The organism is Streptomyces sp. NPDC060184 (assembly GCF_042728795.1).
GTDB lineage: Bacteria > Actinomycetota > Actinomycetes > Streptomycetales > Streptomycetaceae > Streptomyces.
Genome location: NZ_JBHWYX010000051.1, coordinates 20,880 through 46,589 on the forward strand (window position 1 = coordinate 20,880; position 25,710 = coordinate 46,589).

A 25,710-nucleotide genomic window follows, 5' to 3' on the forward strand; every position below is an offset into this window, starting at 1 on the left:
TGCGGACGGGTGCGGGGCCGCTGTTCGCCGGCGAGGCGCTCATGTCGCCTCCTGGCGGTCGGCCGCCATGCCCACCGCGTCGAGCAGGGCGGTCCCCACGATGAGGTCGGCGCCGCCGAACTCGGGGTCGTCGAGCTCGGTGCCGTCGTCCACGGCGAACAGCAGGCGACGCTCCCCCTGGCGGTAGGCGGTGCCGACCGGCGGGCTCGCCGCGTGGACCGCCAGCAGGGCCACCAGGTACGGCAGTTCGGGGTCGTCCACGTGGGTGGCGCGGGCCTCGGCCAGCAGTCCGGAGAGCCGGCGGGGGGCGTCGTGCTCCAGGTCGAGGAGGGCCGTCGCACGGGCGAGCTGGTCCTCGCTGAACCGGCTGTCGTCGGGGGTGGCGATCAGGTCGGGCTCGGGCATCTCGGCGCCCAGGTGCTCACGCTCCACGGGCGGGGCGAGCAGCAGGTCGACGAGGTCGCCGACGCGTACGGAGGTGGGGGTGCGCAGTCCGGTGCCCCGGGCGAAGAACGCGTCGGTGGCGCGGATGGACTGGTCGACGGGGAGCGGCAGGATCGGGGCGAGGAGCTGCCCGTAGAGGTCGAGGCCGGTGCGCGAGGCCGGGGTGGCGAAGGCCTGCCGGTCCTGTTCGGCGCGGAAGAGGGGGCCCGCTTCCAGGAGCCGGGACTGGAGCTGGGTGTGGCGGCGGATGCAGTCCTTGACGATGTCGACGAGCTCGGCGGCGCGGCGCTTGTTCTCGGGTTCCTCGGCCTCGTCGCGCGCCTTGCGGATGTTGGTGAGGATCGCGTTCTCGTGGCGGTAGCGGTCGGCGACGTGGTCGAGCGCTTCGGCGATCATGTCGGGGACGGCGTTGAGCCAGTCGACGGCGCGGACGTTGCGGCGTGTCGCCTCCAGCGTGCGGCGGAGCGTCTCGGCGTACTGCACGGTGCGGTAGCGGGCCTGTTCGGCGGCGAGTTGCGCGTCGGCGAGACGGCCGCGGCTGACCAGCACCTCCAGCTTGACCTCGGCGGCGATCTGCGCGCTGGTCACGTCGGTGTCCAGGGCGCCGACGAGGACGTTGACGGCCTCGTCGGTCGCCCGGAGGAAGACGGTGCCGCCGTGGCCGGGGACTTCCTCGACGAGCTTGAAGTCGTAGTCCCTGCGGACGTAGACGCCGTCGGGTCCGAAGGTGCCGTAGACCGCGCGGAACCCGCGGTCGACGCTGCCGACGTTGATGAGGTTGTCCAGCACCCAGCGGGCGACCCGCTCGTGTTCGGACGCGGGGCGGTCGGGCGCCTGGGCGTGGACCCGGGGCAGCAGCCTGGTCACTATCTGTTCGTGGTCGGCGCCGGTGTCGAAGTCCATGTGGAGGGTGACCACGTCGATCGCGGCGAGGGCGATCTCGGCCATCGCGTAGACGGTGTACTCACCGGCGAGGTTCGCCTTGCGCACGTCGAGATCGTGCAGCGGCGCGGTGCAGGCGAGCGCGCGGAGCCGCCGCGCGAGCCCCTCGTCGGCGGCCGGGCCGGGTGCGGGCCGCGGGCCCGCGCTGAGCTGGGGCGCGGCGTTGTCCGTATCGGCAGGCGAAGTCACGCGTCACAGATTAGGTCCTCACCCTGACAACGGTCGAAACGGCGCAGATCCGACCGCCCCGCCCGGGACGTGCCCGGCCCCGCGGGAGGGCGTCGGAGGGGGGCGGAGGGCACCGCCGGAACACCGGTTCTCCGGCGGTCGCGGATGCGCGGGATCCGTCCCGGGGCCGGTCGCGGGCGGCCCCGGCCCGGCTCCTCGCCCACGCACGGTGAGCGGAGGCGGAGGCGGAGGCGGAGGCGGAGGGCCGGGGCTACCGGGGTGGCACGGGTCGTACGGCGGCCAGCGCGGCGAGCACCGTGCGCCGGTGCTCCTGGTCGAGGCGGGCGGTGGTGCCGAGCGCGGCGTGGCCGGCCTCCCGGGCGGCCATCAGGAGGAGCTGGGGCAGCAGGTCGGTGGAGCGGCGGGCCAGCCACCCCGCGCCCTCGGTGACGAGCAGCCGTACGGAGGCGGCTCGGCCGGGGCGGGGCAGCCGGGGTTCGGGGCCGGGCGGCGCTCCGGTCGCCAGGCCGCGCGCGGTGAGCAGTCCGTGGAAGTCGGCGGCGACCTTGCGGTGGCCGCGTTCGGCGGGGTGCAGGCGGTCCGGGCTCCACAGCGAGCGGTCCGCCACCCAGGCGGGGTCGCAGGCGTGGAGGTGGACCGCCGCGTACCGGGCCGAGAGGTGGTGCACGACCGCGTTCACGCCGCTCTGGCGGCGCGCGAGCGGGCGGCCGAGGACGGCGGGCAGTCCCAGGACGGCTCCCGGGTCCGGGAGACAGGCCGTCAGGAGTACGGCTCCGCCCGCCGCCAGCTGTCCGCAGACCTCGTCCATGCGGTGGGCGAGGCGGTCCAGGTCGAAGGGGTGGCGCAGGGTGTCGTTGGTGCCGAAGACGACGGCGGCCAGGTGCGGGCGGAACGCGGCGGCGGCCGGGGCCTGGCGGGCGCGCACGTCGGCCGAGAGCGATCCGCTCACCGCGTAGTTGCGGAACTCCACGCCCCGGGACCCGTCGTCGAGCGCGTCCGCGAGGAGTGCGGCCCACCCCCGCCTCCCCTGGGCCACCGGGTCGCCGACCCCGGCGGTGAACGAGTCGCCGAGCGCCGCGAACCGCAGCCGGGCGGGCGGTTCTCCCGCTCCGTCCGGGACTCCGTCCCGGGCCGTGACGCCGGTGGGCGCGCTCATGTCCGGGCCTCCCGGGCCCCGTCGCGGCGCGGTACGTCGTGGGCCGCCAGGAACGCGGTGACCGAGCGGTCCCAGCCGTAGAGTCCGGCGCGTTCGCGGGCCGCGGCCCGGCGGTCCCTCTCCGGGCGGGCGAGGAGTTCCCGTACCGCGGCGGCGAACGCCTCGCCGGTGTCGGCGGCGGCCAGGCCCGCGCCGCCGAGGACCTCGGGGAGCGCCGAGCCGGCGCTCGCCACCACCGGGGTGCCGCAGGCGAGGGACTCCAGCGCGGAGAGGCCGAAGGTCTCGGCGGGGCCGGGGGCGAGGACCAGGTCGGCCGATGCCTGGAGGCGGGCCACCCGGTCGCGGGAGGCGATGTGCCCGAGGAACAGCGCGGGGAGGCGTTCGGTCCTGGCGCGGCGTTCCAGCGCGGTCCGCAGCGGGCCGTCCCCGGCCACCACGAGGCTCGCCCGGACCCCGCCGTGTGCCCGGAGCGCGGCCAGGGCGTCCAGGGCGCGCCCGGGGCGCTTCTCCACGGAGAGGCGGGAGCAGAGCAGGAGGAGGACGTCCTGGCCCCTGAGCAGGCGGGCTCGCAGCCGCGGGTCGTGGCGTCCGGGGGCGCAGCGGTGCAGGTCCACGCCGAGGGGTGCGCGGACCACGTTGGCGGCGCCGGTCCGCAGGAACTCGCGGGCGGCCCACTCGGTGGTGCAGACGATCCGGGTGAAGGCGTGCGCGCTGCGGAGGTTGAGGCGGTCGGCGGCGTGCCGGGCGGTGCGGTCCGGGACGCCCCAGGTGCGCAGCACGCCGTGGGCGGTCTCGTGGGAGACCATGACCGCGGGGACCCGGGCGCGGCGGGCCCATGCGCCGGTCCAGCGCAGCGTGGTGCGGTCGGAGACCTCCAGCCGGTCGGGGCGCAGCTCCTCCAGCAGGGCGGTGAGCCGTCGGCGGCCGAGCAGGACGCGGTAGCCGCCGCTGCCGGGCAGCACGGGTCCCGGCAGGGTGATCACCCGGCCGGCCGGGGTGCGCCGGTCGCCGTCCTCGGCGCCGGGGACGACGAGGACGGGGTCGTGTCCGGCTTCGCGGTAGCCGCGGCCGAGTTCGTCGAGTGCGGTGCGCAGTCCGCCGGAGGCGGGGGTGACGAAGTTGGCGAGTCTGACGATCCTGAGCCCGTTCACGCGGCCACCGCCGTGCGCTCGCGCAGTACCTCGTCGTAGTGGTGCAGGAGCAGGTCGCCGACCGCTTCCCAGGTACGGCCGCGTACCGATGCGCGCCCGGCCCGCCCGTAGGCGGCGGCGCGTGCGGGGTCGGCGGTCAGCGCGTGGACGGCGTCGCGGACGGCTCCCGCGTCGAGCGGGGGCACCAGCAGTCCGGTGCGGCCGTGGTCGACCAGGTCGAGCGGCCCGCCCGCGGCGGGGGCGACGACCGGCAGCCCGGAGGCCATCGCCTCCTGGACGGTCTGGCAGAAGGTCTCGTACGGGCCGGTGTGGACGAAGACGTCCAACGAGGCGTAGAACCGGGCGAGTTCGTCGCCGGTGAGGCGGCCGAGGAAGACGGCGCCGGGGAGGGTCCCGCGCAGCGGGGCGCGGCTGGGCCCGTCGCCGACGACGACGACCTTGACGCCGGGCACGGTGCAGGCGCCGGCGAGGAGTTCGACGTGTTTCTCGGGGGCGAGGCGTCCGACGTACCCGACGAGGCGTTCGCCGTCCGGGGCGAGGGTCCGGCGCAGCCGCTCGTCGCGCAGGCCGGGGCGGAGCGTCATGGAGTCGACGCCCCGGGGCCAGAGGTGGACACGCGGGACGCCGTGCGCGACGAGGTCGCCCAGTGCGGCGGTGGAGGGGGCGAGGGTGCGGTCGGCGGCGGTGTGGATGGCGCGCGTGCGGCGCCAGGCGGTCTGCTCGCCGGTCCCGAGGTAGGTGCGGGCGTAACCGGCGAGGTCGGTCTGGTAGACGGCGACGGCGGGCAGTCCGAGCCGTCCGGCGACGTTCATGCCGCGCGCGCCGAGCACGAACGGGCTTGCGAGGTGGACGAGTTCGGCGCGGTGGGCGGTGAGGGCGGCGGCGAGCCTGCGACCGGGCAGGGCCACCCGGACCTGTGGGTAGCCGGGGAGCGGGAGGGAGGGGACGCGGACCACCGGGCAGGGGGCGTCGGCGTCGGGAGAGGTGTCCGCCGCGTCGGTGCCGGCCGTGGCCGGGGCGATGACGAGCGGCCGGTGGCCGCGGGCGGCGAGGTGCCGCGCGGTCCGCAGAGTGGTGTGGGCCACGCCGTTGACGTCCGGCGGGAAGGATTCGGTGACGATGACGACACGCATACGGGGGTTGTTCTCACCGCGGGCGTGAGCGGGCCGACAAGGATCTGTCCGGCCGGAAAACGTCCTGTGGCCGTTCGCACCCGTGCGGGGCGCACGGACCGGCGCCCGGCCGGGCGGCGGTGCGGGCCGCCGCGCGCCCCGGGGATGTCACGGTCCCCGGGGGCGCTTCGCGCGTTCCGGCCGGGTCAGACCCCGGTCGCCTCGGGTTCGATGCGGCTGCGCACCGCGGTCTGCACCTCGGCCTCCTCGGCGGGGTCGGCGGCGAGTCGTCGCAGCCGCTCGGCGACGCGTACGTCCCCGGTCTCCGCGTGCAGCGCGGCGATCTCGCGGGTGGTCTCCTCGCAGTCCCACAGGCACTCGACGGCGAAGCCGGTCGCGAAGGACGGGTCGGTGGCGGCGAGCGCGCGGGCGGCGCGGCCCCTCAGGTGCGAGGAGGGGGTTTCCCGGTAGACGTGGCGCAGGACGGGGGCGGCGCAGGCGATGCCGAGGCGGCCCGCTCCGTCCACCAGCGGCCCGAGCCGCAGGGTGTCGGGCCGGCCCGCGCGCACGGCCTCGCGCAGCGCGCCGAGGACGAGGGGGGCGTCGGCGGGGGTGCCGCGGCGGGCGAGCGTGCCGGCGGCCGAGGCGCCCAGCGCGTCGGGCCGGTGCGCCCAGCGGCGGGCCCGTTCGACGGCGGCGTCGCCGGGCATCCGCTCGAAGGCGGCGACGGCGGTCTCGGCGACCGTGCGCGAGGGGTCGGCGGCGGCGGCGTCGATCAGGTCGAGCACGGCGGGGTCCTCGGCCTCGGCGAGGTAGTGCAGGGCGGCGCAGCGGGCACCCTCGGGGCCGCTGCGGGCTGCCGCCACGATCGCGGGCCGGTCCTCGGCGCCCGCGACGGCGGCGAGGCAGCGGGCGGCGGGCACGTGCAGGGCCTTGCCGCGTTCCAGGGCCTGCTGGGCCCAGTCCAGGACGGCCTGGACGCTCCATCCGGGGCGGGGGCCGCCGGGTGACATCTGGCGCTGCCAGCGGTCGAAGGAGCCGCGTTCGCCGGCGGCGCGGACGCGGGCGCCGACGGCGGCGCGCGGGTCGTCGGCCCAGAGCCGCCAGGGGCGCGGTTCGAAGGCGTCGCGTACGGCGGCGGCGAGCTCGGCGGCGCCTTCGGGGGTGTCGGCGAACCGGGCGAGGACGGGCAGCGCGAGGGAGCGCAGGCCGGCGTCGTCGTCGCGCAGGGCGAGTTCGTCGAGCGCCCAGGCCCAGTTGGCTCCGGTGGCGGCGTACGTCCGCAGCAGCGCCAGGGCGTCGCCGCGTCCGTACGAGGCGAGGTGGCCGAGGACCGCGAGGGCCAGGCCGGTACGCGCGTCGTCGGTGTCGAGGTGGTCCTCGGGATCGGCGAGGTGGCGCTCGATCTCCTCCAGACCGCCGTCGAGGTCGATGTAGAGCCGGGCGTAGTAGAGGGAGCGGTTCTCGACCTGCCAGTCGTGGCGGGGATCGCTCAGAACGCAGTGGTTGAGTGCCGCGAGCGCCTCGGTACGGGGTGCGGCGAGCGCGTGGAGCGTGCCGTCGCCGCGGCCCCTCTGCAGCAGGCCGAGCAGGGTGCCGCTCGGCGCTATGAATGGATCGAACATGGAGAAAGCCTCACATCAAGCTGTCGACGCGACCGGGACTGTTCAGTTCCTGGGTGGTGTCCGGAGGATCAGGGGCGGACAGGGGGCTGCCCCTGCCGTGATCCGTCGGTCACCCGCCTAAACCGCGCAGCGACATGATCGGCCGACCGCCGTCTTCTGCCTGGTGTAGAGCATCTTCCTCAGCCTCTCGTCGGTGGTCCGGAGCGGACCCGCGACGTCATGATGACCCAGCCATTTCGCCACCGCGACCACATTTCCGACGGACCGGTCGTCGTGGGCCGCGCCGCCCGCGCGGGCGGCGGTCTCAGCGGGCACCGAAGAGTTCCAGCAGGTCGGCCTTGCCGAACATGCGCGCGGTGTCCACCGCGGAGGGGGTTCCTCCGGCGGGATCGGCGCCGGCGGCGAGCAGCGCCTCGATGACGTCGTCCTCGCCCTTGAAGACGGCTCCGGCGAGCGGGGTCTGGCCCCGGTCGTTGGCGCGGTCGGGGTCGGCGCCCCGGGCGACGAGGGCGGTGACGGCGGGGGCGTGGCCGTGGTACGCGGCGAGCATGAGCAGCGAGTCGCCCCGGTCGTTGGTGAGGTCGGCGGGCACGCCCGCGTCCACGTAGGCGGCGAGGGTGTCCGTCTCGCCGCGGCGGGCGAGGTCGAAGACCTTCGTGGCCAGCTCGACCACCTCGGGGTCGGGGGTTTCGCTCATCGGTCGGACCGCCTTCCATGGCCGCTGTCGTTGCCGTTGTCGTCGCCGCTGCCCGGCCGGGGCGTACGGCCGGGGGCCGCGCGGGTAAACCGACAGGGTACTGCCCCGCAACGGCGCGGGTCCGGGACATCCGGAGGGACGGGTCCGGGGGTGCGGTGGGGCCGGGGCCCCGTCGCGCGCCCTCGCCTCCCGGTGCGGTCTTCCTCACATCCGGGGCGGGGTTCCGGCGCACCCGGCGTACGGCCGAGTGGCCACCTTTCCTGGACCGGTCGGGTGAAAACATCACTGTCTCACCCGAATGCACCTTTTATCGTATAGATACACCGGGTGAGCCTGGAAGGACTCATGGTGACCGTCCCTCTTCACCCAGGAGAACCGCTCATGATCCTTTCCATCTCGGGCGTGGTACTGCTCGGCATCATCGTCTTCCTGTTCTTCAAGAAGGACGGGCTGAAGGCGTCCCACGCACTGATCTGCGCCCTGTTCGGCTTCTACCTGGCCGGCACCGCCATCGCGCCCAGCATCACGGCGGGCGGGGCGAGCCTCGCCGGCCTGCTGGGCGGGATCAAGTTCTGACCCTCCGCACCGAACCCACACCCCCACCCAGGAGACAGACGTGGCCCGGCGACCACTTCCCCGCATTCTGAGCAGCGGCGGCGCTTCGATCACTCGCGGTCGCGAGCTCGCGCGCACGGCCGCCGACAGCGCCACCGACGTCCTCCACCCGCTGATCACGGTCACCCGTGGCCTGCGGCTGCTGGCCGTCGCAGGACGGCAGAGATGGGCCGCGACGCCCAAGGACCGGCGCGGTTCCAAGCTGCTCCTCGTCGCGGCCTGCCTGACCGCGGTGGCGCTCATCCCGCACGGGCCGGTGCTGGCCCTGATCGCGGTGATGGGCGCCGCCGCATGGAAGGGCCGCGACCGCACCCCCGCGAAGACCGGACCGGGCGAGGCGGAGGAGACCCGGCTGCGCACCCTGTACGAGGCGCTGGTCCCGTACTTCTCGGTGGCGGACGACCCCGCGCCGCTCTTCGCCCACGGCGGCGACTGGGAGCAGCCCTTCGGCGACTGGGCCTTCGACGGCGACGGCCGGCTCGTCCGGCTCCGGGTCACCTACCCGGCCTGGTTCACCGACGGCGAGAGCGAGGCCCGGACCCGGATCGAACAGGTGGTGCACGCCAAGTCCGGCCGGGGCCGCGAGTACCACTTCGCGTGGGACGAGGAGGCCAACCAGCTCGCCATGACCGTGCTCGGCCCGCTCCCGGCCACGATCGCCGCCCAGCGGTTCGTCACCGCGCCGGGCGAGACCCTCCTCGGCTTCACCGACCCGGGCGCGGTCGGGCGCACCGTACCGGTCCAGGACGGCGACGAGCACCACGACGCCTCTCCCGTCGTCTGGCGGACGGGCCCCCGCTCCGCGGAGCCGCATCTGCTCGCCGTCGGGACGCCCGGCAGCGGGACGACGACGCTGCTGCGCTCCATCGCGCTGCAGGCGCTCCGGGACGGCGACGTGCTGGTCGTGGACGGCGGCGGCACCGGCGAGTACGGCTTCCTGGCCGGGCGCGAGGGCGTCCTCGCCGTCGAGTGCGGGCTCGCGGGCGCGCTGGCGACGCTCGAATGGGCGGCGCACGAGACGGAACGGCGGCTCATCGACGCCAACCGCGAACGCCAGGCCGGACGCCCCGCCGCCGAGACCACCGGGCGGCCCCTCTGGATCCTGCTGGACCGGCCGTCCGTCCTCGGGCACCTGGCGGCGGCGGACGGGCGGCCCGACCCGCAGGACCTTCTCCAGGTGCCGCTGCGGCACGGCCGGGCGGCCGGGGTCACCGTGGTGCTCGCCGACCAGTTCGACGCCGTGGACGGCCTCTCGGACGCCGTAATGGCCCACACCCGGGCCCGCGCCGTCCTCGGCGCCGCCTCGCGCGAGCAGGTGTCCGCCGTCCTCGGCGCCGAACCGCACACCACGCCCGTGCCCGGGGTGCCCGCCGGACGCGGCTACGCGCGGCTGGGGGCGGGCGAGGTGCTGAGGCTCCAGGTCCCGGCCACTCCCGACCCGTACGACGAGGCCGCCGCGGAGGCGGACCGCGCGGCCGTGCTCGCCCTGCTCCCGGAGCGCACCGCCGGGGACGCCGCCCCCGAGGCACCCGGGGCGCCGGCGGACGACCCCTTCGAGAAGCGGGACGCGTTCCGGGCGCCGCTGCCGGCGGTCGCGGAGGGCTGACGGGCGGTACGACGGGCGCGACGCACACCGCGGGCGGGCACGGACCGGAGGGTCCCGGCCCGCCCGTCGTCCGTTCCGCCCGGTGCGCGCCTCAGGCCACGAAGGTCCGCGGCATGTCGGCGCCCGCCCCCGCCCCGGCCCGGACCAGTGCCGCCGCGGCGGCCAGTCGCGCCGCGGCCTCGTCCGCCACCGGGCTGCCGACCGTGAACGGCAGCCGCACGTATCCCTCGAACGCCCCGTCCACCCCGAAGCGCGGTCCGGACGGCACCCGTACGCCGACCCGCTCGCCGGCCACCGCCAGGCGCGACCCGGAGAGCCCGCCGGTGCGCACCCAGAGGGTCAGGCCCCCGCGCGGCACCTGGAACTCCCAGTCGGGCAGCTCCCGGCGCACCGCGGCGACCAGGGCGTCCCGGTTGTCCCGGGCCTGTTCGCGCCGGAGCGCGACCGCCTCGGTCCAGCCGCCGGTGCGCAGCAGCCAGTTGATGGCGAGCTGCTCCAGGACGGGCGTACCCATGTCGGCGTACGCGCGTGCGGAGACCAGGCTGCGGATGGTGTCGGGCGCCGCCCTGACCCAGCCGATCCGCATCCCGGCCCAGAACGCCTTGCTGGCCGATCCCACGGTGATCACCGTGCTGCCCGCCGGGTCGAAGGCACAGACCCTGCGGGGCATCTCCACGTCCTCGTCGAGGGCCAGTTCGTGCATCGTCTCGTCGACGACCAGGACCGTGCCTGCCGAGCGCGCCGATTCCACCAGGCCGCGTCGCTGCTGCTCGTCGGCGAGCGCGCCGGTGGGGTTGTGGAAGTCGGCGACGACGTAGGCGAGGCGGGGGGCGGCGTCGCGCAGGACCTGGCGCCAGCGGTTCATGTCCCAGCCACCGAGCCCGTCCCGCATGGCGACGGGCACCAGCCGGGCGCCCGTCTCCCGCATGAGCTGGAGGATGTTGGCGTAGCTCGGCGACTCGACGGCGATGCGTTCGCCGCGCCCGGCGAAGAGATGGCAGATGGCGTCGATGGCGCCCATCGCCCCGGTGGTCACCATGATCTGCTCCGGCATGGTGGGGATGCCGTCCTCGGTGTACCGGTCCGCGATCATCCGGCGCAGGGCGGGCAGCCCCGCCGGGTAGTCGCCGTGCGTGTGGGCGTACGGCGGAAGCTCCTCCAGGGCGCCCTGGACGGCCCGGGTCAGCCAGGGTTCCGGGGCCGGCAGCGAGGCGCAGCCCAGGTCGATCATCGCGCCGAGCGCCTCGGGGGGCAGTGGTTCCAGGCCCCGGGCCGGCAGCGGGTTGCCCGCGGGAACGGCGGTCCAGCTGCCCGCGCCGCGCCGGGACTCCAGGAAGCCCTCGGTGCGCAGCGCCTCGTAGGCCGCGGCGACGGTGGTGCGGCTGACGGCCAGGGCGAGGGCGAGCTCGCGTTCGGCGGGCAGGCGCGCGGCGACGGGCACGCGGCCCTCCAGCACGAGGAGCCGTACCCCGTCCGCGAGCGCGCGATAGGCGGGCGGTTTCCTGGCTCCGGGGAGGCTGGGGCGGGAGAGCGAGGCCTGGAGCTGGCGCGCGAGCTGGGCGGCTCCCACGGTCGAAGTCCACTGAGCCATGAAATCAGTCCACCTTCCTCGGATTGGCCATGGCTGGCGGCCAATCTCCCGCCACAGAGTGACATGAGTCAGTCCACCACCATCACAGCAGGGGGTACCCATGTCCGCCACCGCCGTCCCGCACCACTCCTCTCTCCCCCGCCGGTCTCTCCCCCGCCGTCTGGTGCGGCTCTACGCCGGACTGGTCCTGTACGGCGTGAGTTCGGCGCTGCTGGTCGTCGCCGGGCTCGGGCTGGAGCCCTGGGGCGTGCTGCACCAGGGGATCTCGGAGCTCACCGGCGTCGCCATCGGGACGGTGTCGATCGCGGTCGGCGCGCTCGTGCTGCTGCTGTGGATTCCGCTGCGGCAGCGCCCGGGGCTGGGCACGGTCTCCAACGTCTTCGTGGTGGGCCTGGCGATGGACGCCACCCTCGCGCTCGTCCCCGAGGCGCACGGCTGGGTGCTCAGGACCGCGGTGATGGTGGCCGGAGTCGTACTGAACGGGATGGCGACCGGGCTCTACATCACGGCCCGGTTCGGTCCGGGGCCGCGCGACGGGCTGATGACCGGTCTGCACCGGGCGACCGGCCGGTCGGTGCGCCTGGCGCGCACGGTGATCGAGGTGGCGGTCGTGGCGGCCGGTTTCGCGCTCGGGGGCTCGCTGGGGATCGGGACGGTCGTGTACGCGCTGGCGATCGGGCCGCTCGCCCAGTTCTTCCTGCGCCTGTTCGCCGCCCCCGGGTCGCCGGGAGCGACCGGGGCCGTTGCCGGGCGGTCACCGGAGGCGGCCATACTTCCGCAGTGACCTCAGGACGCCACCCGTACCTCGACCATCCGTCGACGATCCCGTTCGCCCACCGCGGCGGCGCGGCAGGCGGGCTGGAGAACACCGCCGCCGCATTCCGCCGGGCGGCGGCGGAGGGATACCGCTACTTCGAGACCGATGTGCACACCACGGCGGACGGCCGGCTCGTCGCCTTCCACGATCCGACCCTGGACCGGGTCACCGACGCCGGGGGCCGGATAGCCGACCTGCCGTGGAGCGAGGTGCGGCGGGCCCGGGTGGACGGCCGGGAGCCCCTGCCGCTCTTCGAGGAGCTGCTGGAGGAGTTCCCGGAGGCCCGCTGGAACGTCGACGTGAAGGCCGCGTCCTCGCTCGAACCCCTGCTCGCGCTGATCCGCCGGACGGACGCCTGGGACCGGGTGTGCGTCGGCTCGTTCTCGGAGGCCCGGGTGGCCCGCGCGCAGCGGCTCGCCGGCCCCCGCCTGGCCACGTCGTACGGCGTGCGGGGCGTACTGGCCCTGCGCCTGCGCTCGTTCGGGATCCCGGCGCCGCTGCGCCGGGGCGCGGTGTGCGCGCAGGTGCCGGTGAGCCAGAACGGCGTCCGGGTCGTCGACCGCCGTTTCGTCCGTACCGCGCACGCGCTGGGCCTCCAGGTCCATGTCTGGACGATCGACGAGGCGGACGAGATGACCGCTCTTCTCGACCTCGGCGTGGATGGCATCATGACCGATCACATCGGAACGCTGCGTACGGTGCTGAGCGAGCGCGGGACCTGGTCCTGACGCCGGTCCGGCCGGACACGGACGGAACAGACCGAGCAGGGGGCGCGGGTTGAGCACCGGAACCACAGGAACGGCGGAACCGGCGGAACCGGACGGGCGACCGGCGGACGCGGCACGGGCCGTCGCCCGCAGACGGGAGCAACGGGGCTGGTACTTCTACGACTTCGCGTGTTCGGTCTACTCCACGAGCGTGGTCACCGTCTTCATCGGGCCCTATCTGACCTCGGTGGCGAAGGCGGCCTCCGACTCCGAGGGGTTCGTCCATCCTCTCGGCATACCCGTGCGGGCCGGGTCGCTCTTCGCGTACGCGGTCTCCGCGTCGGTGATCCTGGCGGTCGTGCTCATGCCGATCGTGGGTGCGGCGGCGGACCGGTCGGGCCGCAAGAAGCCGCTGCTCGCGGCAGCCGCGTACACGGGTGCGGCGGCCACGACCGGGATGTTCTTCCTGGACGGCCACCGGTATCTGCTCGGCGCCGTCCTGCTGATCGTGGCCAACGCGGCGATCTCGGTGTCGATGGTGCTCTACAACTCCTACCTGCCGCAGATCGCGGAAGCCGACGAGCGGGACGCGGTCTCCTCGCGGGGCTGGGCGTTCGGCTACACCTCGGGCGCGTTCGTCCTCGTCCTCAACCTGATCCTCTACTCCGGGCACGACTCCTTCGGCCTGACCGAGTCGGAGTCGGTGCGCATCTGCCTGGCCTCCGCCGGTCTGTGGTGGGGTGCCTTCACCGTGGTGCCGCTGCGCAGGCTGCGCGACCGCCGGACGGCGCCGGGCGGCGAGGGGGCCGTCGGTTCGGGCTGGCGGCAACTGCTCAGCACCCTGCGCGACATGCGGCGCCACCCGCTGACGCTCGCCTTCCTGCTGGCGTACCTCGTCTACAACGACGGGGTGCAGACCGTCATCACCCAGGCCTCGGTGTTCGGCTCCGAGGAACTCGGCCTCGACCAGACGACGCTGATCACCGCCGTCCTGCTGGTGCAGATCCTGGCGGTGGCGGGCGCGCTCGGGATGGGGCGGCTCGCCCGGACGTACGGCGCGCAGCGCACGATCCTGGCGTCGCTGGTGGTCTGGACGCTGATCCTGGTCGCCGCCTGGTTCCTGCCGTCCGGGGCACCGGTCTTCTTCTACGTCCTGGCGGCGGCGATCGGGCTCGTCCTCGGCGGGAGCCAGGCCCTCTCCCGCTCCCTTTTCTCGCATCTGGTCCCGCGCGGCAAGGAAGCCGAGTACTTTTCCGCGTACGAGATGAGCGACCGCGGGCTGAGCTGGCTGGGACCGCTGGTGTTCGGCCTGGCGTACCAGCTGACCGGCAGCTACCGGCAGGCGATCATCTCGCTGGTGGTGTTCTTCGTCATCGGTTCGGTGCTGCTCGCCAGGGTGCCGGTACGGGCCGCCGTGGCCGCCGCGGGCAATCCCGTACCGGAACGGATTTAGACGTTGAAGTAAAAGGCCGGTAGTGTACGCCTTTGGCCTGCCCGGAAAGACCGTTACTGCGCGTGGATGACGTCAAACTGTTGGGTGACACATCCGTTCAAAAGTGACAAACCGGGCAGCGGTGGGTATTCAACCCTGATACAGCAGCGGCAAGACGGGCGACGCGTGGCCGGCAACGGGAATCTTTACCGCCGAGCGGACGTTGAACGGATGACGACGACAGCGACACCTGTCCTGTGGGCGACAAGCCCGGGAGGCACGATTCATGAGTGAGCGAGCTCTCCGCGGCACGCGACTCGTGGTTACCAGCTACGAGACGGACCGCGGCATCGATCTGGCCCCGCGCCAGGCGGTGGAGTACGCATGCCAGAACGGGCATCGATTTGAGATGCCCTTCTCGGTAGAGGCGGAAATTCCGCCGGAGTGGGAGTGCAAGGCGTGTGGCGCCATGGCACTTCTGGTGGACGGGGATGGCCCCGAGGAGAAGAAGGGCAAGCCTGCGCGTACGCACTGGGACATGCTCATGGAGCGGCGCACCCGCGAGGAGCTGGAGGAGGTGCTGGCCGAGAGGCTGGCGGTCCTGCGCTCCGGTGCCATGAACATCGCCGTGCACCCGCGGGACAGCAGGAAGTCCGCCTGATCCGCGCGAGCACCGAACGGACGGCCGCACCGCATGCGGCCACTACAGCCGCGGGCCGTGACACGTCTTCTGTGTCACGGCCCGCGGCTTTGTGCGTGCCGGTCCCGCGGGTCACTCGGGTTTCGGCCCCGCAGCCCTACAGGGTTGTGTAGGTCCCCTCGGGGCTCACGGAGGTCCCTCAGGGTTTCGTGGGTCCCCCGCGGGTCCCGCAGGTCCCTCAGGGGGTCAGCGGGGGTCGGGGGCCCCGGGTTCCGTCGTCGCCGTGCGGGGGCGGCGGCGTGCCGTCCTCACGGATGACCTCGCCCTGGACCACCTTCCCGTCCGGGCGGTGCATACGGGCCTGCTGGAACGCACCGGAGAGGCTTCCGGAGGCAGCGGCGCTCATCCGGCGCTCCACGGCCCGCTCGGTGAAGCCGCTGAGGGCCTTGCGCACGGGCGGCACCAGGAGCAGGAGGCCGGCCAGGTCCGAAAGCATGCCGGGGACCATCAGCAGGATCCCGCCCAGCATGAGGAAGCCGTTGCCCCGGGCCGCCGGTCGCGGCTCCGGCCGCTCCGCCCCGTCGCCGGGCTGTCCCGGCGTCTGCCGGAGAGTCTCGGAGAGGTTCGAGAAGGCGCGGCGCCCCGCCTTCTTGACCACGGCCGCGCCGCACACGAGACCCGCCACCAGGAGCAGCAGCACGGTGAACCCGCCGGCCGCGTCGGCCACCAGGATCAGCAGCCAGATCTCCAGCACCAGCCAGGCGGCGATGGACAGCGGCAGGAATCTGCGGACGCGCGAGCGCCGGGGACGGTTCGGGGGCGGTGTGCCGGTCGTCATGCCCCCAGTGTGCCTGCACGGCGGTACGAGCGGCACGGGCGGGGGGTCCGGCCCGGAACGCCCGGGGCGTCACCGCCCCGGGATCGTCCGCCCCGGGTTCCGCTCCCGGAGCGGCGCGCGCGTCAGGAGGGGTCGGTGTCCGGAGCGGTGGCGGCCGGGGCTTCCGGAGTGGCCGGGGCTTCCGGAGCGGCGGTGTCCCGGGGGGCGGCGCTCGGCGCGTCCTCGGCGGTGGCGTCCTCGGCCCGGTTGTCCTTGACCGTGGAGTCCTCGGCCCGGTTGTCCACGGCCGGGTTGCCCTTGGCCGTGGCGTCCTCGGCGGTGGCGTCCTCGGCCGGGGCCTCCGGGTCGGCGGCGTCGGCCGGACGGGCGGGCCTGCGGCCCAGCACCTTGTCGGTGACCTTGTTGGTCCGGGCGGTGATGCCCCAGCCGGTGACCCGGAACAGCGCCTCGACCAGGATGTCGCGGCTCATCTTGGAGTCGCCGATCTCCCGGTCCACGAAGGTGATCGGGACCTCCACCACGTGGAATCCGGCCTCCACCGCGCGGCGGGCCAGGTCGACCTGGAAGCAGTACCCCTGGGAGGCGACCTCGTCCAGGCCGAGCCCCTTGAGGGTTTCGGTGCGGAATGCCCGGTAGCCGCCGGTCACGTCGCGCACGTCGAGGCCGAGCGCGAGCCGCGAGTAGAAACTGCCGCCGCGGGAGATCATCTCCCGGCTCTTGGGCCAGTTCACCACTCGGCCGCCCGGCACCCAGCGCGAGCCGAGGACGAGGTCGGCGCCCTTGAGGGCGGTGAGCAGGCGGGGCAGCTCCTCGGGCTGGTGGGAGCCGTCCGCGTCCATCTCGACGAGTACGCCGTAGCCGTGCTCGGCGCCCCAGCCGAATCCGGCCAGATAGGCGGCGCCCAGCCCTTCCTTGCCCTTGCGGTGCAGCACGTGCACGTGGCCGTCCTCGGCCGCGATCTCGTCGACGATCTTGCCGGTGCCGTCGGGGCTGTTGTCGTCGGCGACCAGGATGTCGGCCTCCGGGACGGCGGAACGCACCCGGTCGACGATCGGCTTGATGTTCTCGGCCTCGTTGTAGGTCGGGATGATCACCAGGACTCTGCCGAGCGGGTCGTACCGCCGCTGACCGCCGTCGTTCACTAACTGCCCCTTAAAGGTCCGTACGCAGATGCACACCATATCGACCGTCCGGGACCCGTCGTGCGCCCCGGGCGCGAGGCGGCGCCCGGACCGTGGGACAGACCCGTGGAAGTGAGGACAGATCAGCGCCGGGCCCCGGTGGCTTTCCGGTGAACGGCGGGCGAAGCACCGGTCCCCCGCACCGGCGGCGGTCCTGCGGATCGGGGCCCGGCGCCCTTCGGGCCGACCTGGCGCCCGCTGGCTGCGGGTCGACCGAAAGCCGTTGTCTACTGGACGTCCGGGCCCCACCCGGGTCGCACCCGCCGACCGGCGAAACCTTCCCTCGCCCCCGAGGCGCGGGCGCTGAACCTGGCTGTCAGTGATGGTGGGCCGGTGCGGCTCACCACCCCGTGACCCAGCGGCGTTCGACGACTGCATGGAGGTTCGACCGGTGGACGTCCTGTGGTGGACCCGGCCGAACCTACCGGCCGGTGACCGCTTTCTGTCAACAACGGTCCGACCTGCGGTCTTGCCTCAAATTGCCTGGTCAGCGGCGAAGATCCGCAGGTCGCGTGCGACCACTCCCCCCATCGATCGGCGGTACGGAAGATCGCCTCATCACTCGTTCGGTCGTACGTAGACAGTCTGTCCGCCCACGACGGTGCTCAGGCAGACCGGGAGATCGGCCGCCGGGGAGAGATCGGGCAGGCCAGGGGTGCCGGAGCGGGGGTCGGTCGACCACCGGGCGACCCGGTCGTCGGGCGCTTGGACGACCAGTTCCGAGGTACGCCAGATCGCGTAGTCGGCCGGAGCCCCGGGCACCAGGATTCCCGCGTCGTCGCGGCCCGCGGCACGCCAGCCACCCCGGGTGTGGGCGGTGAATCCGGCGCGCACCGAGATCCGGTGCTCCGGGTTTTGGTGGAAGGCGGCGGCCCGCACGGTGCCCCAGGGGTCGAGCGGGGTGACCGGGCTGTCCGAGCCGAACGCGAGCGGTACGCCCGCACGCAGCAGGGCCGCGTAGGGGTTGAGGCCGGCGGCGCGCTCGGCGCCCAGGCGCCGGGCGTACATGCCGTCCTCGCCGCCCCAGGCCGCGTCGAAGGCGGGCTGCACGGAGGCGGTCAGGCCGAGTTCGGCGAAGGCGGCGATGGTCTGCGGGGTGAGCATCTCCGCGTGCTCGACGCGGTGACGCGCGGCCCGCACGCGGGCCAGGCCGACCCGCTCGGCGGCGGCGCGGATGCCGTCCACGACGGCGGTGATCGCGGCGTCGCCGATGGCGTGGAACCCGGCCTGGAGCCCCGCTTCGGTGCAGGCCGCCACGTGGGTGGCGATGCGCGCGGCGTCCAGGTGGGCGGAGCCGGTGTGCGGGGCGTCGGCGTAGGCCTCGTGCAGACAGGCGGTGTGCGAGCCCAGTGAACCGTCCGCGAACAGGTCCCCGGCGGCGCCGTGGGCACCGAGTTCGCGGATGCGCGCGGCACCCTTCCCGTCCTCGACGTGCTCGGCCCAGAGCCCGAGGACCCGGGGGCCGGGCTCGGCTCCGGCCAGGGCCAGCAGCGAGGTGAAGTCGTCCTCGTCGGAGATGTCGGGGCCGCCGCACTCGTGGACGGTGCCGATGCCGAGCGAGGCGGCGTGGCGCAGGGCGGCGCGCTGGGCGTCCGCCCGCTGCCGCGCGGTGACGGAGGCGTGCGCGGCGGCGCGTACCGCGTGGTGGGCGTCGCCGGTCAGCGGGCCGTCGGCGCGGTAGCCGGACAGGGCCGTGACCCCCGGGACGCGGTCCAGCAGGGCCGTGGTGACGACCGCGGAGTGCACGTCGATGCGGGTCAGGTAGAGGGCCCTGCCGCCGGCCGCCTCGTCCAGCTCGCGGCGGGACGGGGGCTGCCGCTCGGGCCAGCGCGCGGCGTCCCAGCCGTGGCCGAGCAGGACCGCGTCGGCGGGCCGGCCGTCGGCGAAGGCGCGGACGAGGTCCAGCGCCTCGGAGAGGCCGCGGGCGCCGGACAGGTCGAGCCCGGTGAGCGCGAGACCGGTGGAGGTGGTGTGCACGTGGGCGTCGGTGAAGGCGGGGGTGACCAGGGCGCCTTCCAGGTCGACGACCTCGTCGGCGCCGCCCGCGAACGCGTCGGCGGCCCCCTCGGATCCCACCCAGGCGACATGCCCTCGTTCGACGACCATCGCGGTGGCGAACGGGTCTGCGGGGCTGTGGACGTCTCCACCGCGCAGCAGCACGGTGCGGTGTTCGGGGGCGCTCAGGGGGGCGGTGCTCTGGGTCATGGGACCAGTCTCCCGCGTGCCCCCTCGGCGCCCGTCCGCGCCCCTCCCGGGACGGCGCGCCCGACGCGGGAAGAGACGGACCGGACCGGTCGTGTACGACCGCGTGTGGCCGGACACGGCCCGGGAACCGGCGCGGACCGGCCTACGCCCCGCGCCCGACCGGTCAGATGCGCGGCGGCCGGGCTTCGTACGGGGTGGACAGGACCACCGTGGTCCGGGTGGAGACCCCGGCCAGCGAGCGGATGCGGGTCAGCAGGTGCTCCAGCTCCAGCGGCGTGGCCACCCGCACCTTGAGGATGTAGTTCTCGTCCCCGGCGACGCTGTGGCAGGCCTCCAGTTCGGGCACGCCGGTGAGCCGCTCGGCGATGTCGTCCGGAGCGCTGGGGTCGAACGGTTTCACCGAGATGAACGCGGTGAGGGGCAGGCCGACGGCCTCGGGGTCGACGACCGCGGCGTAACCCCGGATCACCCCGCGCTGCTCCAGCCTGCGGACACGCTGATGAACGGCCGATGTGGACAGGCCCGTGGCCTTGCCCAGGTCGGTGTAGCTCATCCGCCCGTCCTTGACGAGCAACTCCACGATCTGACGGTCCAGCTCCTCCATGCGGTCAACCTATTGCCCAGGCTCCTGTCCGCAAAGTCCCGCGACACGCCCGGCGGACCCACCGCGGGGTGCCCGAGGCGTACGGACGCGGGGCGGAGCATCGTTTCCACGCCGGACATAGCTGCATATTTCTCACGGAACGCCCTCCGGGCACCCCTGGTTTCGCAGGCCCTGCGCGGCTTCGCGGGCACCCGCCCGGCTGCCCGGAGGGCGGCCCGGAGAAGGCCGGAAGGGCCCTTGCGTGCCCCGTGTGACCAAGGCCACATGTTTACCGCCTGTTGTCGACCCCGGTGGCGGTTACGGCGGAGTCACGGAGGGAAGTGCTTGCTGTGGTCGAGGCCACAGTGCCTCACCGGCCCACTGAGGGGGGATTTCCCATGCAGAGCCTGAAGCTCACCGGTCACAGCGAACCGGAGCCCGTCGATACGGACGAGGACAGCGTGTCCGACGCGTACGACACCTTTGAGATGTACCGGGTCTTCTGCCCGGACTGCGAGCAGCCGATCGCGCTCCTGGCCGACGAGGACGTGTTCCCCGAGCACGCACTCTGCCCGACCCCCTGGAACCCGTTCGTGCTCACCGTCTGCGCCGGCACGGGCCGCGACGCCGCCGAGGCCGAGCCCGCCGACGAGACGCTGGAGGCGCAGGAGCAGGAGACCGCGCTGCTGCTGACGCTCCCCCAGGGACTCGACTGGCGCATGCAGCCCTTCTCGCACGCCGGGGGCCCCGGCTCACGCCCGATGCGCATGCCGCAGATGCGCCGCGCCGCCTGAGTCCCGAAGTCCGCCGAGCCCGTACCCCGCGCACCGCGACGGCGCCGCCGACGTGGTGCGGGTACCGGTCTCCGCACCGGGTCGAACACCCGCGCGCCTCTTTCGCACAGTGACCCGGCGCCGCCCCGGGCGTTGGTCCGGTATGACCATCCCGGACACCGCGGCGGGCTCCGGTCGTCGCCGTCTCGTCGCACCGCCATCCGAAGAATCGGTTCCCCGGCTCACGGCGCCGCCCCGCCCGGAGCCGGCACCCGCCGCCCGCCCCGGTGCGGGCGCTCCCCCGGCGGAGGCGCGCCGCGGGGTCTTGCCTCCCGAGGTCCGGACCCCGCCCGCCGTCCTCTCCCCGCCCGCCGATCCCCCCATCTACGTCGCGCTCCTGCGCGACTGGGAGGGTTCCGGGCGCACCCTGCCGGGCGGTCACGACCAGGAGTGGACCCGGATCGCGACCACGCCGGTGTGGTCGGGGCTGCCCCAGCGGATCAGTGCGATTCGGGGCCGGCGAGGTGGCGGGCGATGACCATCCGCTGGATCTGGTTGGTGCCCTCCACGATCTGGAGCACCTTGGCCTCCCGCATCAGGCGTTCGACGGGGAAGTCGCGGGTGTAGCCGTAGCCGCCCAGTACCTGCACGGCGTCGATGGTGACGCGCATGGCCGCGTCCGTGCAGAACAGCTTCGCCATGGCGGCCTGCCGGGAGAAGGGCTGTCCGGCGTCGCGGAGCCGGGCGGCCTCCAGGTAGAGCGCCCGGCCGGCCTCGATCTGGGTGGCCATGTCGGCGAGCAGGAAGCGCAGCCCCTGGAAGTCGGCGATCGGGCGTCCGAACTGCCGCCGGTCCGTGGCGTATCCGACGGCCTCGTCCAGCGCGGCCTGGGCGACGCCGATCGCGCAGGCGGCGATGCCCAGGCGGCCGGAGTCGAGCGCGGAGAGCGCGATGGCGAAGCCCTGCCCCTCCTCCCCGATCCGGCGGGCGTCCGGGACCCGTACGCCGTCGAAGTTGAGCTGGGCGGTGGGCGATCCCTTCATGCCCATCTTCCGCTCGGGGGCCGCCGCGTTCAGCCCTTCGGCGTCGCCGGGGACCAGGAAGGCGGTGATGCCCCGGGGTCCGTCGACGCCGGTGCGGGCGAGCACCGTGCAGAAGTCGGCGATGCCGCCGTGGGTGATCCACGCCTTGGTACCGGTGAGGACCCAGTCGTCGCCGTCCTTCACCGCCCGGGTGTGCAGCGAGGCGGCGTCGGATCCGGACGCGGGCTCGGAGAGGCAGTAGGCGCCCAGGAGTCCGCCGGAGAGCATCGCGGGCAGATGCGCCTTCCGCTGCTCCTCGGTACCGAACCCGGCGAGCGCGTGGCAGGCGAGCGAGTGGACGCTGACGCCGAGTCCCACGGTCAGCCGGGCGGCTGCCAGTTCCTCCAGGACCTGGAGGTAGACCTCGTACGGCTGGTCGCCGCCGCCGAAGTCGGAGTCGTACGGCAGACCCAGCAGACCCGACGCGGACAGGAGGGAGAAGAGTTCGCGCGGAAAGTGGCCCGCCTCTTCTTCGTCGGCCGCCCGGGGCGCGATCTCGTGGGCGACGATGTCGCGGACCAGCGTGAGCAGTTGCCGGGATTCCTCGGTGGGCAGACGGCGTTCCACCTGCTGCGGGGCTCGGTCGGGCATGACGGCGCTCTCCTCCCTGTCGGGCGTGACGGCGGGCGGGCCCGGGGTGGGGAACCGCTCGCCGAGTGGTCCGGGCGGGGCCCGGCACAAGCGGTGCGTGCCCAACCGATCCTGCCCTTCCGGATCGCGGAAGACGCCGGTCAGCGGCTGTGGCGCGTCGAGTATGCACGATCGGGGCGCCGCCGTCACGGGGTCGCGGGGACCTTGATCAACCGTCAGCAGAGGCCGTACGCCGGCCGCGCGCGTCGCGGCGGGCCGCCACGCGCACCACGGTCGGCCGTCCACGCGCACCACGGTCGGCGGCCGTCGGCGGAGGTCACATGAGTCCGGCCCGGGTGACGAGGAGGGCGAGGACGACGACGAGGGTCCAGCCGAGGACGTGTTCCAGGACCTTCGGGCCCCGCTCCCCCGGGCCTCCGGTACGGGCGCGGCGGGAGAGGTGGAGCTGGTCGGCGGCTGCGGTGGTCGCGGTCATGGCATCTCGCTCGGTCGTACGGCTGTGGTGTCCCCCGACCGCACCACAGTGCCCGAGAGACGGTGCCCTGCGGAAGGAGATCCCCGTCACCGTGCTCGCCGCGCCCCGGTCGCCGGGGCGGGGACGGACCAGCGGGCACAAGGGGAGGGACGCCGAGGGGCGCCCGGTGCGGGGCGGCGGCTGTGCCGGACGCCACAGGCGGGTGCGCGGCGCGCCAGGGGGTCGCGTGCGCGGGAGCGGTGGGCGCGGGATGGCGTGCGCGGGAGCGGTGGGCGCGGGATGGCGTGCGCGGGGCGCCGGGTGCAGGGGGCGACGGGCGGCCGGGGCCTCAGCCGGTGGTCGGAGCGTCGCCGCGGTCGGTCGGCGCTGCGTGCGCGGTCTCGGGGGTGGCCCCGAGGGTGGTGAGACCTCGGCTCAGCAGGGAGAAGGCGTGGTCGGCGTCGGCGAGGGCTTCGGGGCGGACGTCCTGCGCGGACCTGCCGTCCACGATCCGCTGCCAGTTCGTCATGGCCAGGATGCGCTGGGTGGCGACCAGTTGGCCGGCCAGCAATCGGGGCGTGACCTCCCGGGACTCCTCGCCGAGCGTTTCGGCGAGCGCGCGGGCCAGCTCCTCCTCGGCCCGGGCGAGGTACTGCGCGGAACGCGCCACGAGACCGGGGGTGGAGTAGAGGAGGCGGTGGAAGGAGAGGACGGCCTCGTGGTCGCTGAGTCCCGTGACGGGGTCTCCGGCTTCCAGCCCTTCCACGAAGTGCCGGTGCAGGGCGTCGAGCGGGCCGACTCCGGCCGGACGGTTCCGCACCACCTCGGCGGCCTCGTCCTGGTGGTCGGCGAAACGCTGGACGACCAGGTCCTCCTTGGTGGGGAAGTACCGGAAGAGCGTCGGCTTGGAGACTTCCGCGGCGGCGGCGACGTCGGCGACGGAGACCTGGTCGAATCCGTGCTCCAGGAACAGCGCGATCGCGACCTCGGAAATGGTCTCCCGCGTCCGCTGCTTCTTGCGCTCTCGCAACCCCATAGACCCGTCCACCCAGCAAGTCTAAGGGCGGCCCTTGCCCAGGGGATCGGCCCGGCAGGTGTCCCGGTACGCGCCCCGGCGCGACGGTCCGGACCGGGCGGTGGCGGCGGTGTTCCCCGGGGGCGTCCCCACCACGACCACCTGGTCCCCGGCGCTCCACACGCGCCGCTCGCCCTTGGGCGGGTTGAGCCGGACGCCGTGGTCCGTACCGGGGGCGGAGCGGTCGAGGCAGCGGTAGCCGATCGCGCAGTCGCCCCGGTCGCGGGCGGCTGCGACGACGGTGGCGAAGGTGGTCTCGGCGCCCGTACGGACGTACGTACCGGCGGGGCGCAGCAGGACGTTCGCGCCGTCTCCGGAGAACAGCTCGTCGAACACCGGGGCGAGATGCCGGTTCTGGGTGATCTGGGCCATCAGCAGTCCGGTCAGTTTGCCGCTGACGATGACGTCGGAGCCGTGGTTGACGGGAGCCAGCGGGCGGTTGCGGTCGTCGGTGAGTTCGGTGACGACGCGCAGCTCCCGTCCGGCGCGCTCCTCCAGCAGCCGCAGGGCCAGCAGGGTGACGAGGGTCCAGTCGTCGGGCCGGTCGGGACCGTCGCCCGGATCGGGTCCGAGGACGACCAGTCCGTCGTACGGGGTGAGGTCGAGCCCGAGCAGGGCGTCGGGCCTCGACAGCTCGGCGGACCGGAACCGTACGGTCGCGCCTTCGGGTGTGCCGTTCGTGGACGGGGGTGTCGTGGGCGTCCCGCTCACGGGTTCCCTCGGTGCGGGGACGGTGCTGTCGGTGATCACGTCCAGGACGGAGCCGGGGCGGGCCGTGTCCCGCAGCTGGCCGACGACGAGCGGGGCGCGCCGGTTCCAGCCGAGCACCAGCAGGCGGGTCGGGTCGTCGTCGGGCGGGGGGTCGTCCGTGGCGGTCGCGGCGGGATCGACCAGATGCCGGCAGTCCTCCACCCGTGTGCCGGCGTCGTCGAGGGCGAGCACGATCAGGCGGCTGCCCGGCTCGACCGGGGTCTCGGCCGGCGGGTTGAGCAGCGTACGGCCGTCGGGGGTGAGCAGACCGACCGCACAGGAGTCCGGGTGGCCCAGCAGCGCCGTGCCGAAGGTGTCCCCGTGGAAGGCGGTGGCGTCGGCGAGGTGGAACTCGTCACCGGCGAAGTCGAGGAGGTCGCGGAGTACGAGGGAGAGTCCGGGCCTGCCGACGCACTGGGCGATCAGCCGGGCGGTGACGGTGTCGGTCTCCAGGACCGTGCCGCGCGGCCCGGCGGCCAGTCGGGCGGGGGCGCGGTACCGGTCGTCGCGCACCGCGGCGAGCACCGGCGGCCCGTCGGTGCCCTCGCCGAGCACGGCGCGCAGCGACAGCAGCACCCGCAGCACCTCCGCGTCCGCCGCCGGTTCCCCCGAGGGCAGCACCAGCACGGTGCTCGCGGTGTGCGGGCTGACGAGCGCGAGCACCTCGGGATCGCTCGCGGGGCCGCTGCGGCAGATGATCCGCCCCCGGGCGCACAGTGGGAGGTGGGCGGCGAGGGCGCGTTCCATCTCGGCCTTGTCCCGGTCGGCGAGCAGCACGACGGCCCGGGGCCGGTGCGGTGCCTGGGCCGCCACCAGCTCGCTCACCACCGTGGTCGCCTGGTCCGACCAGCCGAGCACGACGACGTGCCCGTGCTCCAGGACCCGCGACCGGCCCCGGCTCAGCTCCGCCATGCGGTCGGCGAGGCCGGTGGTGACCACCCCGACCAGGGTGGAGACGCCGAGCAGGGCGACCAGCCCGAGCAGGGCCGACAGGGCGAGCCGGAGCGGGGCGCCGGTGGCCGAGCCCAGGCGGAGCGTCTCCGCGCTGGTCCGCCACACGGCGGTCAGCCGGTCCGCGAGCGACCGGGGCGCGGCGGGGTCGGTCCACACCAGCACCGTGCTCACCGGGACCACGACGGCCAGGCAGATGAGGACCAGCCAGCCCATCAGGGTGCCGGTGGACCGCGCCAGCGTCCGGTCGAACAAGTAGCGCGCCCGGTCCCGCAGCGGTGCCGGTGGCCTCCCCTTGACTGGTTCCACGGTCACTCCCCGGTCACTCCCCTCACGCCCGCTCCCGCGCTGCCCGCGCCCGGCGCGGAGGTGACGGCACCACCCGCCCCTTCCGCACCGTGGTGCCTGCGATGTCGGGACACGCCGCATTCGAGGGCAGGTTCACCCTTTCGAGCGGATACTTCGGGCCGACGGGGCGGAGCTCCCGCTCTACCCGGTGGAAC

General features: G+C 74.4%; 21 protein-coding genes and 1 pseudogene. 7 read left to right on the forward strand and 15 right to left on the reverse strand.

Translation table 11 applies throughout. From position 1 onward, the window contains the following. Positions 1-39: 39 nt before the first annotated feature. From ACFWEE_RS27505 to ACFWEE_RS27530, 6 genes are all read right to left on the reverse strand, one after another. Complete coding sequence (locus tag ACFWEE_RS27505) at positions 40-1,575, reverse strand: hypothetical protein (protein WP_386893069.1); 1,536 nt, start codon at positions 1,573-1,575, stop codon at positions 40-42. A gap of 250 nt (positions 1,576-1,825) precedes the next feature. Then, positions 1,826-2,731: an SGNH/GDSL hydrolase family protein gene (locus ACFWEE_RS27510; protein WP_386893071.1), complete on the reverse strand. Its 906-nt coding sequence runs from the start codon at positions 2,729-2,731 to the stop codon at positions 1,826-1,828. Continuing rightward, positions 2,728-3,882, reverse strand: a complete 1,155-nt coding sequence (locus ACFWEE_RS27515) for a glycosyltransferase (RefSeq protein WP_386893073.1) — start codon at positions 3,880-3,882, stop codon at positions 2,728-2,730. The genes ACFWEE_RS27510 and ACFWEE_RS27515 overlap by 4 nt, the downstream gene beginning before the upstream one ends. Continuing rightward, complete coding sequence (locus ACFWEE_RS27520) at positions 3,879-5,015, reverse strand: glycosyltransferase family 4 protein (protein ID WP_386893074.1); 1,137 nt, start codon at positions 5,013-5,015, stop codon at positions 3,879-3,881. Before ACFWEE_RS27520 ends, ACFWEE_RS27515 begins: the two co-directional genes overlap by 4 nt. A 185-nt stretch (positions 5,016-5,200) precedes the next feature. Beyond that, on the reverse strand, positions 5,201-6,619 hold the full coding sequence (locus ACFWEE_RS27525) for a HEAT repeat domain-containing protein (RefSeq protein ID WP_386893076.1): 1,419 nt from the start codon (positions 6,617-6,619) through the stop codon (positions 5,201-5,203). Positions 6,620-6,923: 304 nt separating this feature from the next. Then, positions 6,924-7,316 (reverse strand): ankyrin repeat domain-containing protein, encoded by a 393-nt coding sequence (locus ACFWEE_RS27530; protein WP_386893077.1) that lies wholly within the window; start codon positions 7,314-7,316, stop codon positions 6,924-6,926. 381 nt (positions 7,317-7,697) lie between these two features. Between ACFWEE_RS27530 and ACFWEE_RS27535 the strand changes: the two genes are divergently transcribed. Both ACFWEE_RS27535 and ACFWEE_RS27540 read left to right on the forward strand, forming a co-directional pair. After that, entirely contained in the window at positions 7,698-7,892 is a 195-nt protein-coding gene (locus ACFWEE_RS27535; protein WP_073722514.1) for a hypothetical protein, read from the forward strand. A gap of 40 nt (positions 7,893-7,932) precedes the next feature. Beyond that, the gene (locus ACFWEE_RS27540; protein ID WP_386893079.1) at positions 7,933-9,537 is read left to right on the forward strand and encodes a hypothetical protein; all 1,605 of its coding nucleotides are present in this window, start codon (positions 7,933-7,935) and stop codon (positions 9,535-9,537) included. A gap of 91 nt (positions 9,538-9,628) precedes the next feature. Here ACFWEE_RS27540 and ACFWEE_RS27545 read toward each other — a convergent pair whose 3' ends face one another. Continuing rightward, positions 9,629-11,128 carry a PLP-dependent aminotransferase family protein gene (locus ACFWEE_RS27545; RefSeq protein ID WP_386893081.1) on the reverse strand — a complete coding sequence of 500 codons (1,500 nt, stop codon included), beginning with the start codon at positions 11,126-11,128 and terminating at the stop codon, positions 9,629-9,631. A gap of 100 nt (positions 11,129-11,228) precedes the next feature. Between ACFWEE_RS27545 and ACFWEE_RS27550 the strand changes: the two genes are divergently transcribed. From ACFWEE_RS27550 to ACFWEE_RS27565, 4 genes are all read left to right on the forward strand, one after another. Further along, the gene (locus tag ACFWEE_RS27550; RefSeq protein WP_386893083.1) at positions 11,229-11,912 is read left to right on the forward strand and encodes a YitT family protein; all 684 of its coding nucleotides are present in this window, start codon (positions 11,229-11,231) and stop codon (positions 11,910-11,912) included. Further along, complete coding sequence (locus ACFWEE_RS27555; RefSeq protein ID WP_386893084.1) at positions 11,909-12,673, forward strand: glycerophosphodiester phosphodiesterase family protein; 765 nt, start codon at positions 11,909-11,911, stop codon at positions 12,671-12,673. The genes ACFWEE_RS27550 and ACFWEE_RS27555 overlap by 4 nt, the downstream gene beginning before the upstream one ends. A gap of 49 nt (positions 12,674-12,722) precedes the next feature. Next, positions 12,723-14,105, forward strand: coding sequence for an MFS transporter (locus ACFWEE_RS27560; protein ID WP_386893085.1), 1,383 nt, complete (start codon positions 12,723-12,725; stop codon positions 14,103-14,105). Between the two features lie 265 nt (positions 14,106-14,370). Then, positions 14,371-14,745, forward strand: a complete 375-nt coding sequence (locus tag ACFWEE_RS27565; RefSeq protein ID WP_007262928.1) for an RNA polymerase-binding protein RbpA — start codon at positions 14,371-14,373, stop codon at positions 14,743-14,745. Between the two features lie 217 nt (positions 14,746-14,962). Here ACFWEE_RS27565 and fxsA read toward each other — a convergent pair whose 3' ends face one another. The 4 genes and pseudogenes from fxsA to ACFWEE_RS27585 all read right to left on the reverse strand — a co-directional run bounded on the left by fxsA (position 14,963) and on the right by ACFWEE_RS27585 (position 19,552). Further along, on the reverse strand, positions 14,963-15,562 hold the full coding sequence (fxsA, locus tag ACFWEE_RS27570) for an FxsA family membrane protein (RefSeq protein ID WP_386893086.1): 600 nt from the start codon (positions 15,560-15,562) through the stop codon (positions 14,963-14,965). Between the two features lie 371 nt (positions 15,563-15,933). Continuing rightward, positions 15,934-16,704, reverse strand: a pseudogene (locus ACFWEE_RS27575) (polyprenol monophosphomannose synthase); the annotation flags it as partial. Positions 16,705-17,301: 597 nt separating this feature from the next. After that, the gene (locus tag ACFWEE_RS27580) at positions 17,302-18,948 is read right to left on the reverse strand and encodes an amidohydrolase (RefSeq protein WP_386893088.1); all 1,647 of its coding nucleotides are present in this window, start codon (positions 18,946-18,948) and stop codon (positions 17,302-17,304) included. A 163-nt stretch (positions 18,949-19,111) separates the two neighbouring features. Beyond that, complete coding sequence (locus ACFWEE_RS27585; protein WP_327174629.1) at positions 19,112-19,552, reverse strand: Lrp/AsnC family transcriptional regulator; 441 nt, start codon at positions 19,550-19,552, stop codon at positions 19,112-19,114. A 377-nt stretch (positions 19,553-19,929) separates the two neighbouring features. On the opposite strand from ACFWEE_RS27585, the gene ACFWEE_RS27590 reads away from it, so the two are divergent. Beyond that, entirely contained in the window at positions 19,930-20,325 is a 396-nt protein-coding gene (locus tag ACFWEE_RS27590; protein ID WP_386893090.1) for a hypothetical protein, read from the forward strand. A 479-nt stretch (positions 20,326-20,804) separates the two neighbouring features. On the opposite strand, the gene ACFWEE_RS27595 is transcribed toward ACFWEE_RS27590, so the two are convergent. The 4 genes from ACFWEE_RS27595 to ACFWEE_RS27610 all read right to left on the reverse strand — a co-directional run bounded on the left by ACFWEE_RS27595 (position 20,805) and on the right by ACFWEE_RS27610 (position 25,516). After that, positions 20,805-21,977 (reverse strand): acyl-CoA dehydrogenase family protein, encoded by a 1,173-nt coding sequence (locus ACFWEE_RS27595; protein ID WP_386893092.1) that lies wholly within the window; start codon positions 21,975-21,977, stop codon positions 20,805-20,807. A 316-nt stretch (positions 21,978-22,293) separates the two neighbouring features. Further along, positions 22,294-22,452, reverse strand: coding sequence for an SCO1431 family membrane protein (locus ACFWEE_RS27600; RefSeq protein WP_386893093.1), 159 nt, complete (start codon positions 22,450-22,452; stop codon positions 22,294-22,296). Between the two features lie 328 nt (positions 22,453-22,780). Continuing rightward, entirely contained in the window at positions 22,781-23,479 is a 699-nt protein-coding gene (locus tag ACFWEE_RS27605; RefSeq protein WP_386893095.1) for a TetR/AcrR family transcriptional regulator, read from the reverse strand. A gap of 9 nt (positions 23,480-23,488) precedes the next feature. Then, on the reverse strand, positions 23,489-25,516 hold the full coding sequence (locus tag ACFWEE_RS27610) for an NAD-binding lipoprotein (protein WP_386893097.1): 2,028 nt from the start codon (positions 25,514-25,516) through the stop codon (positions 23,489-23,491). Positions 25,517-25,710 lie beyond the last annotated feature (194 nt).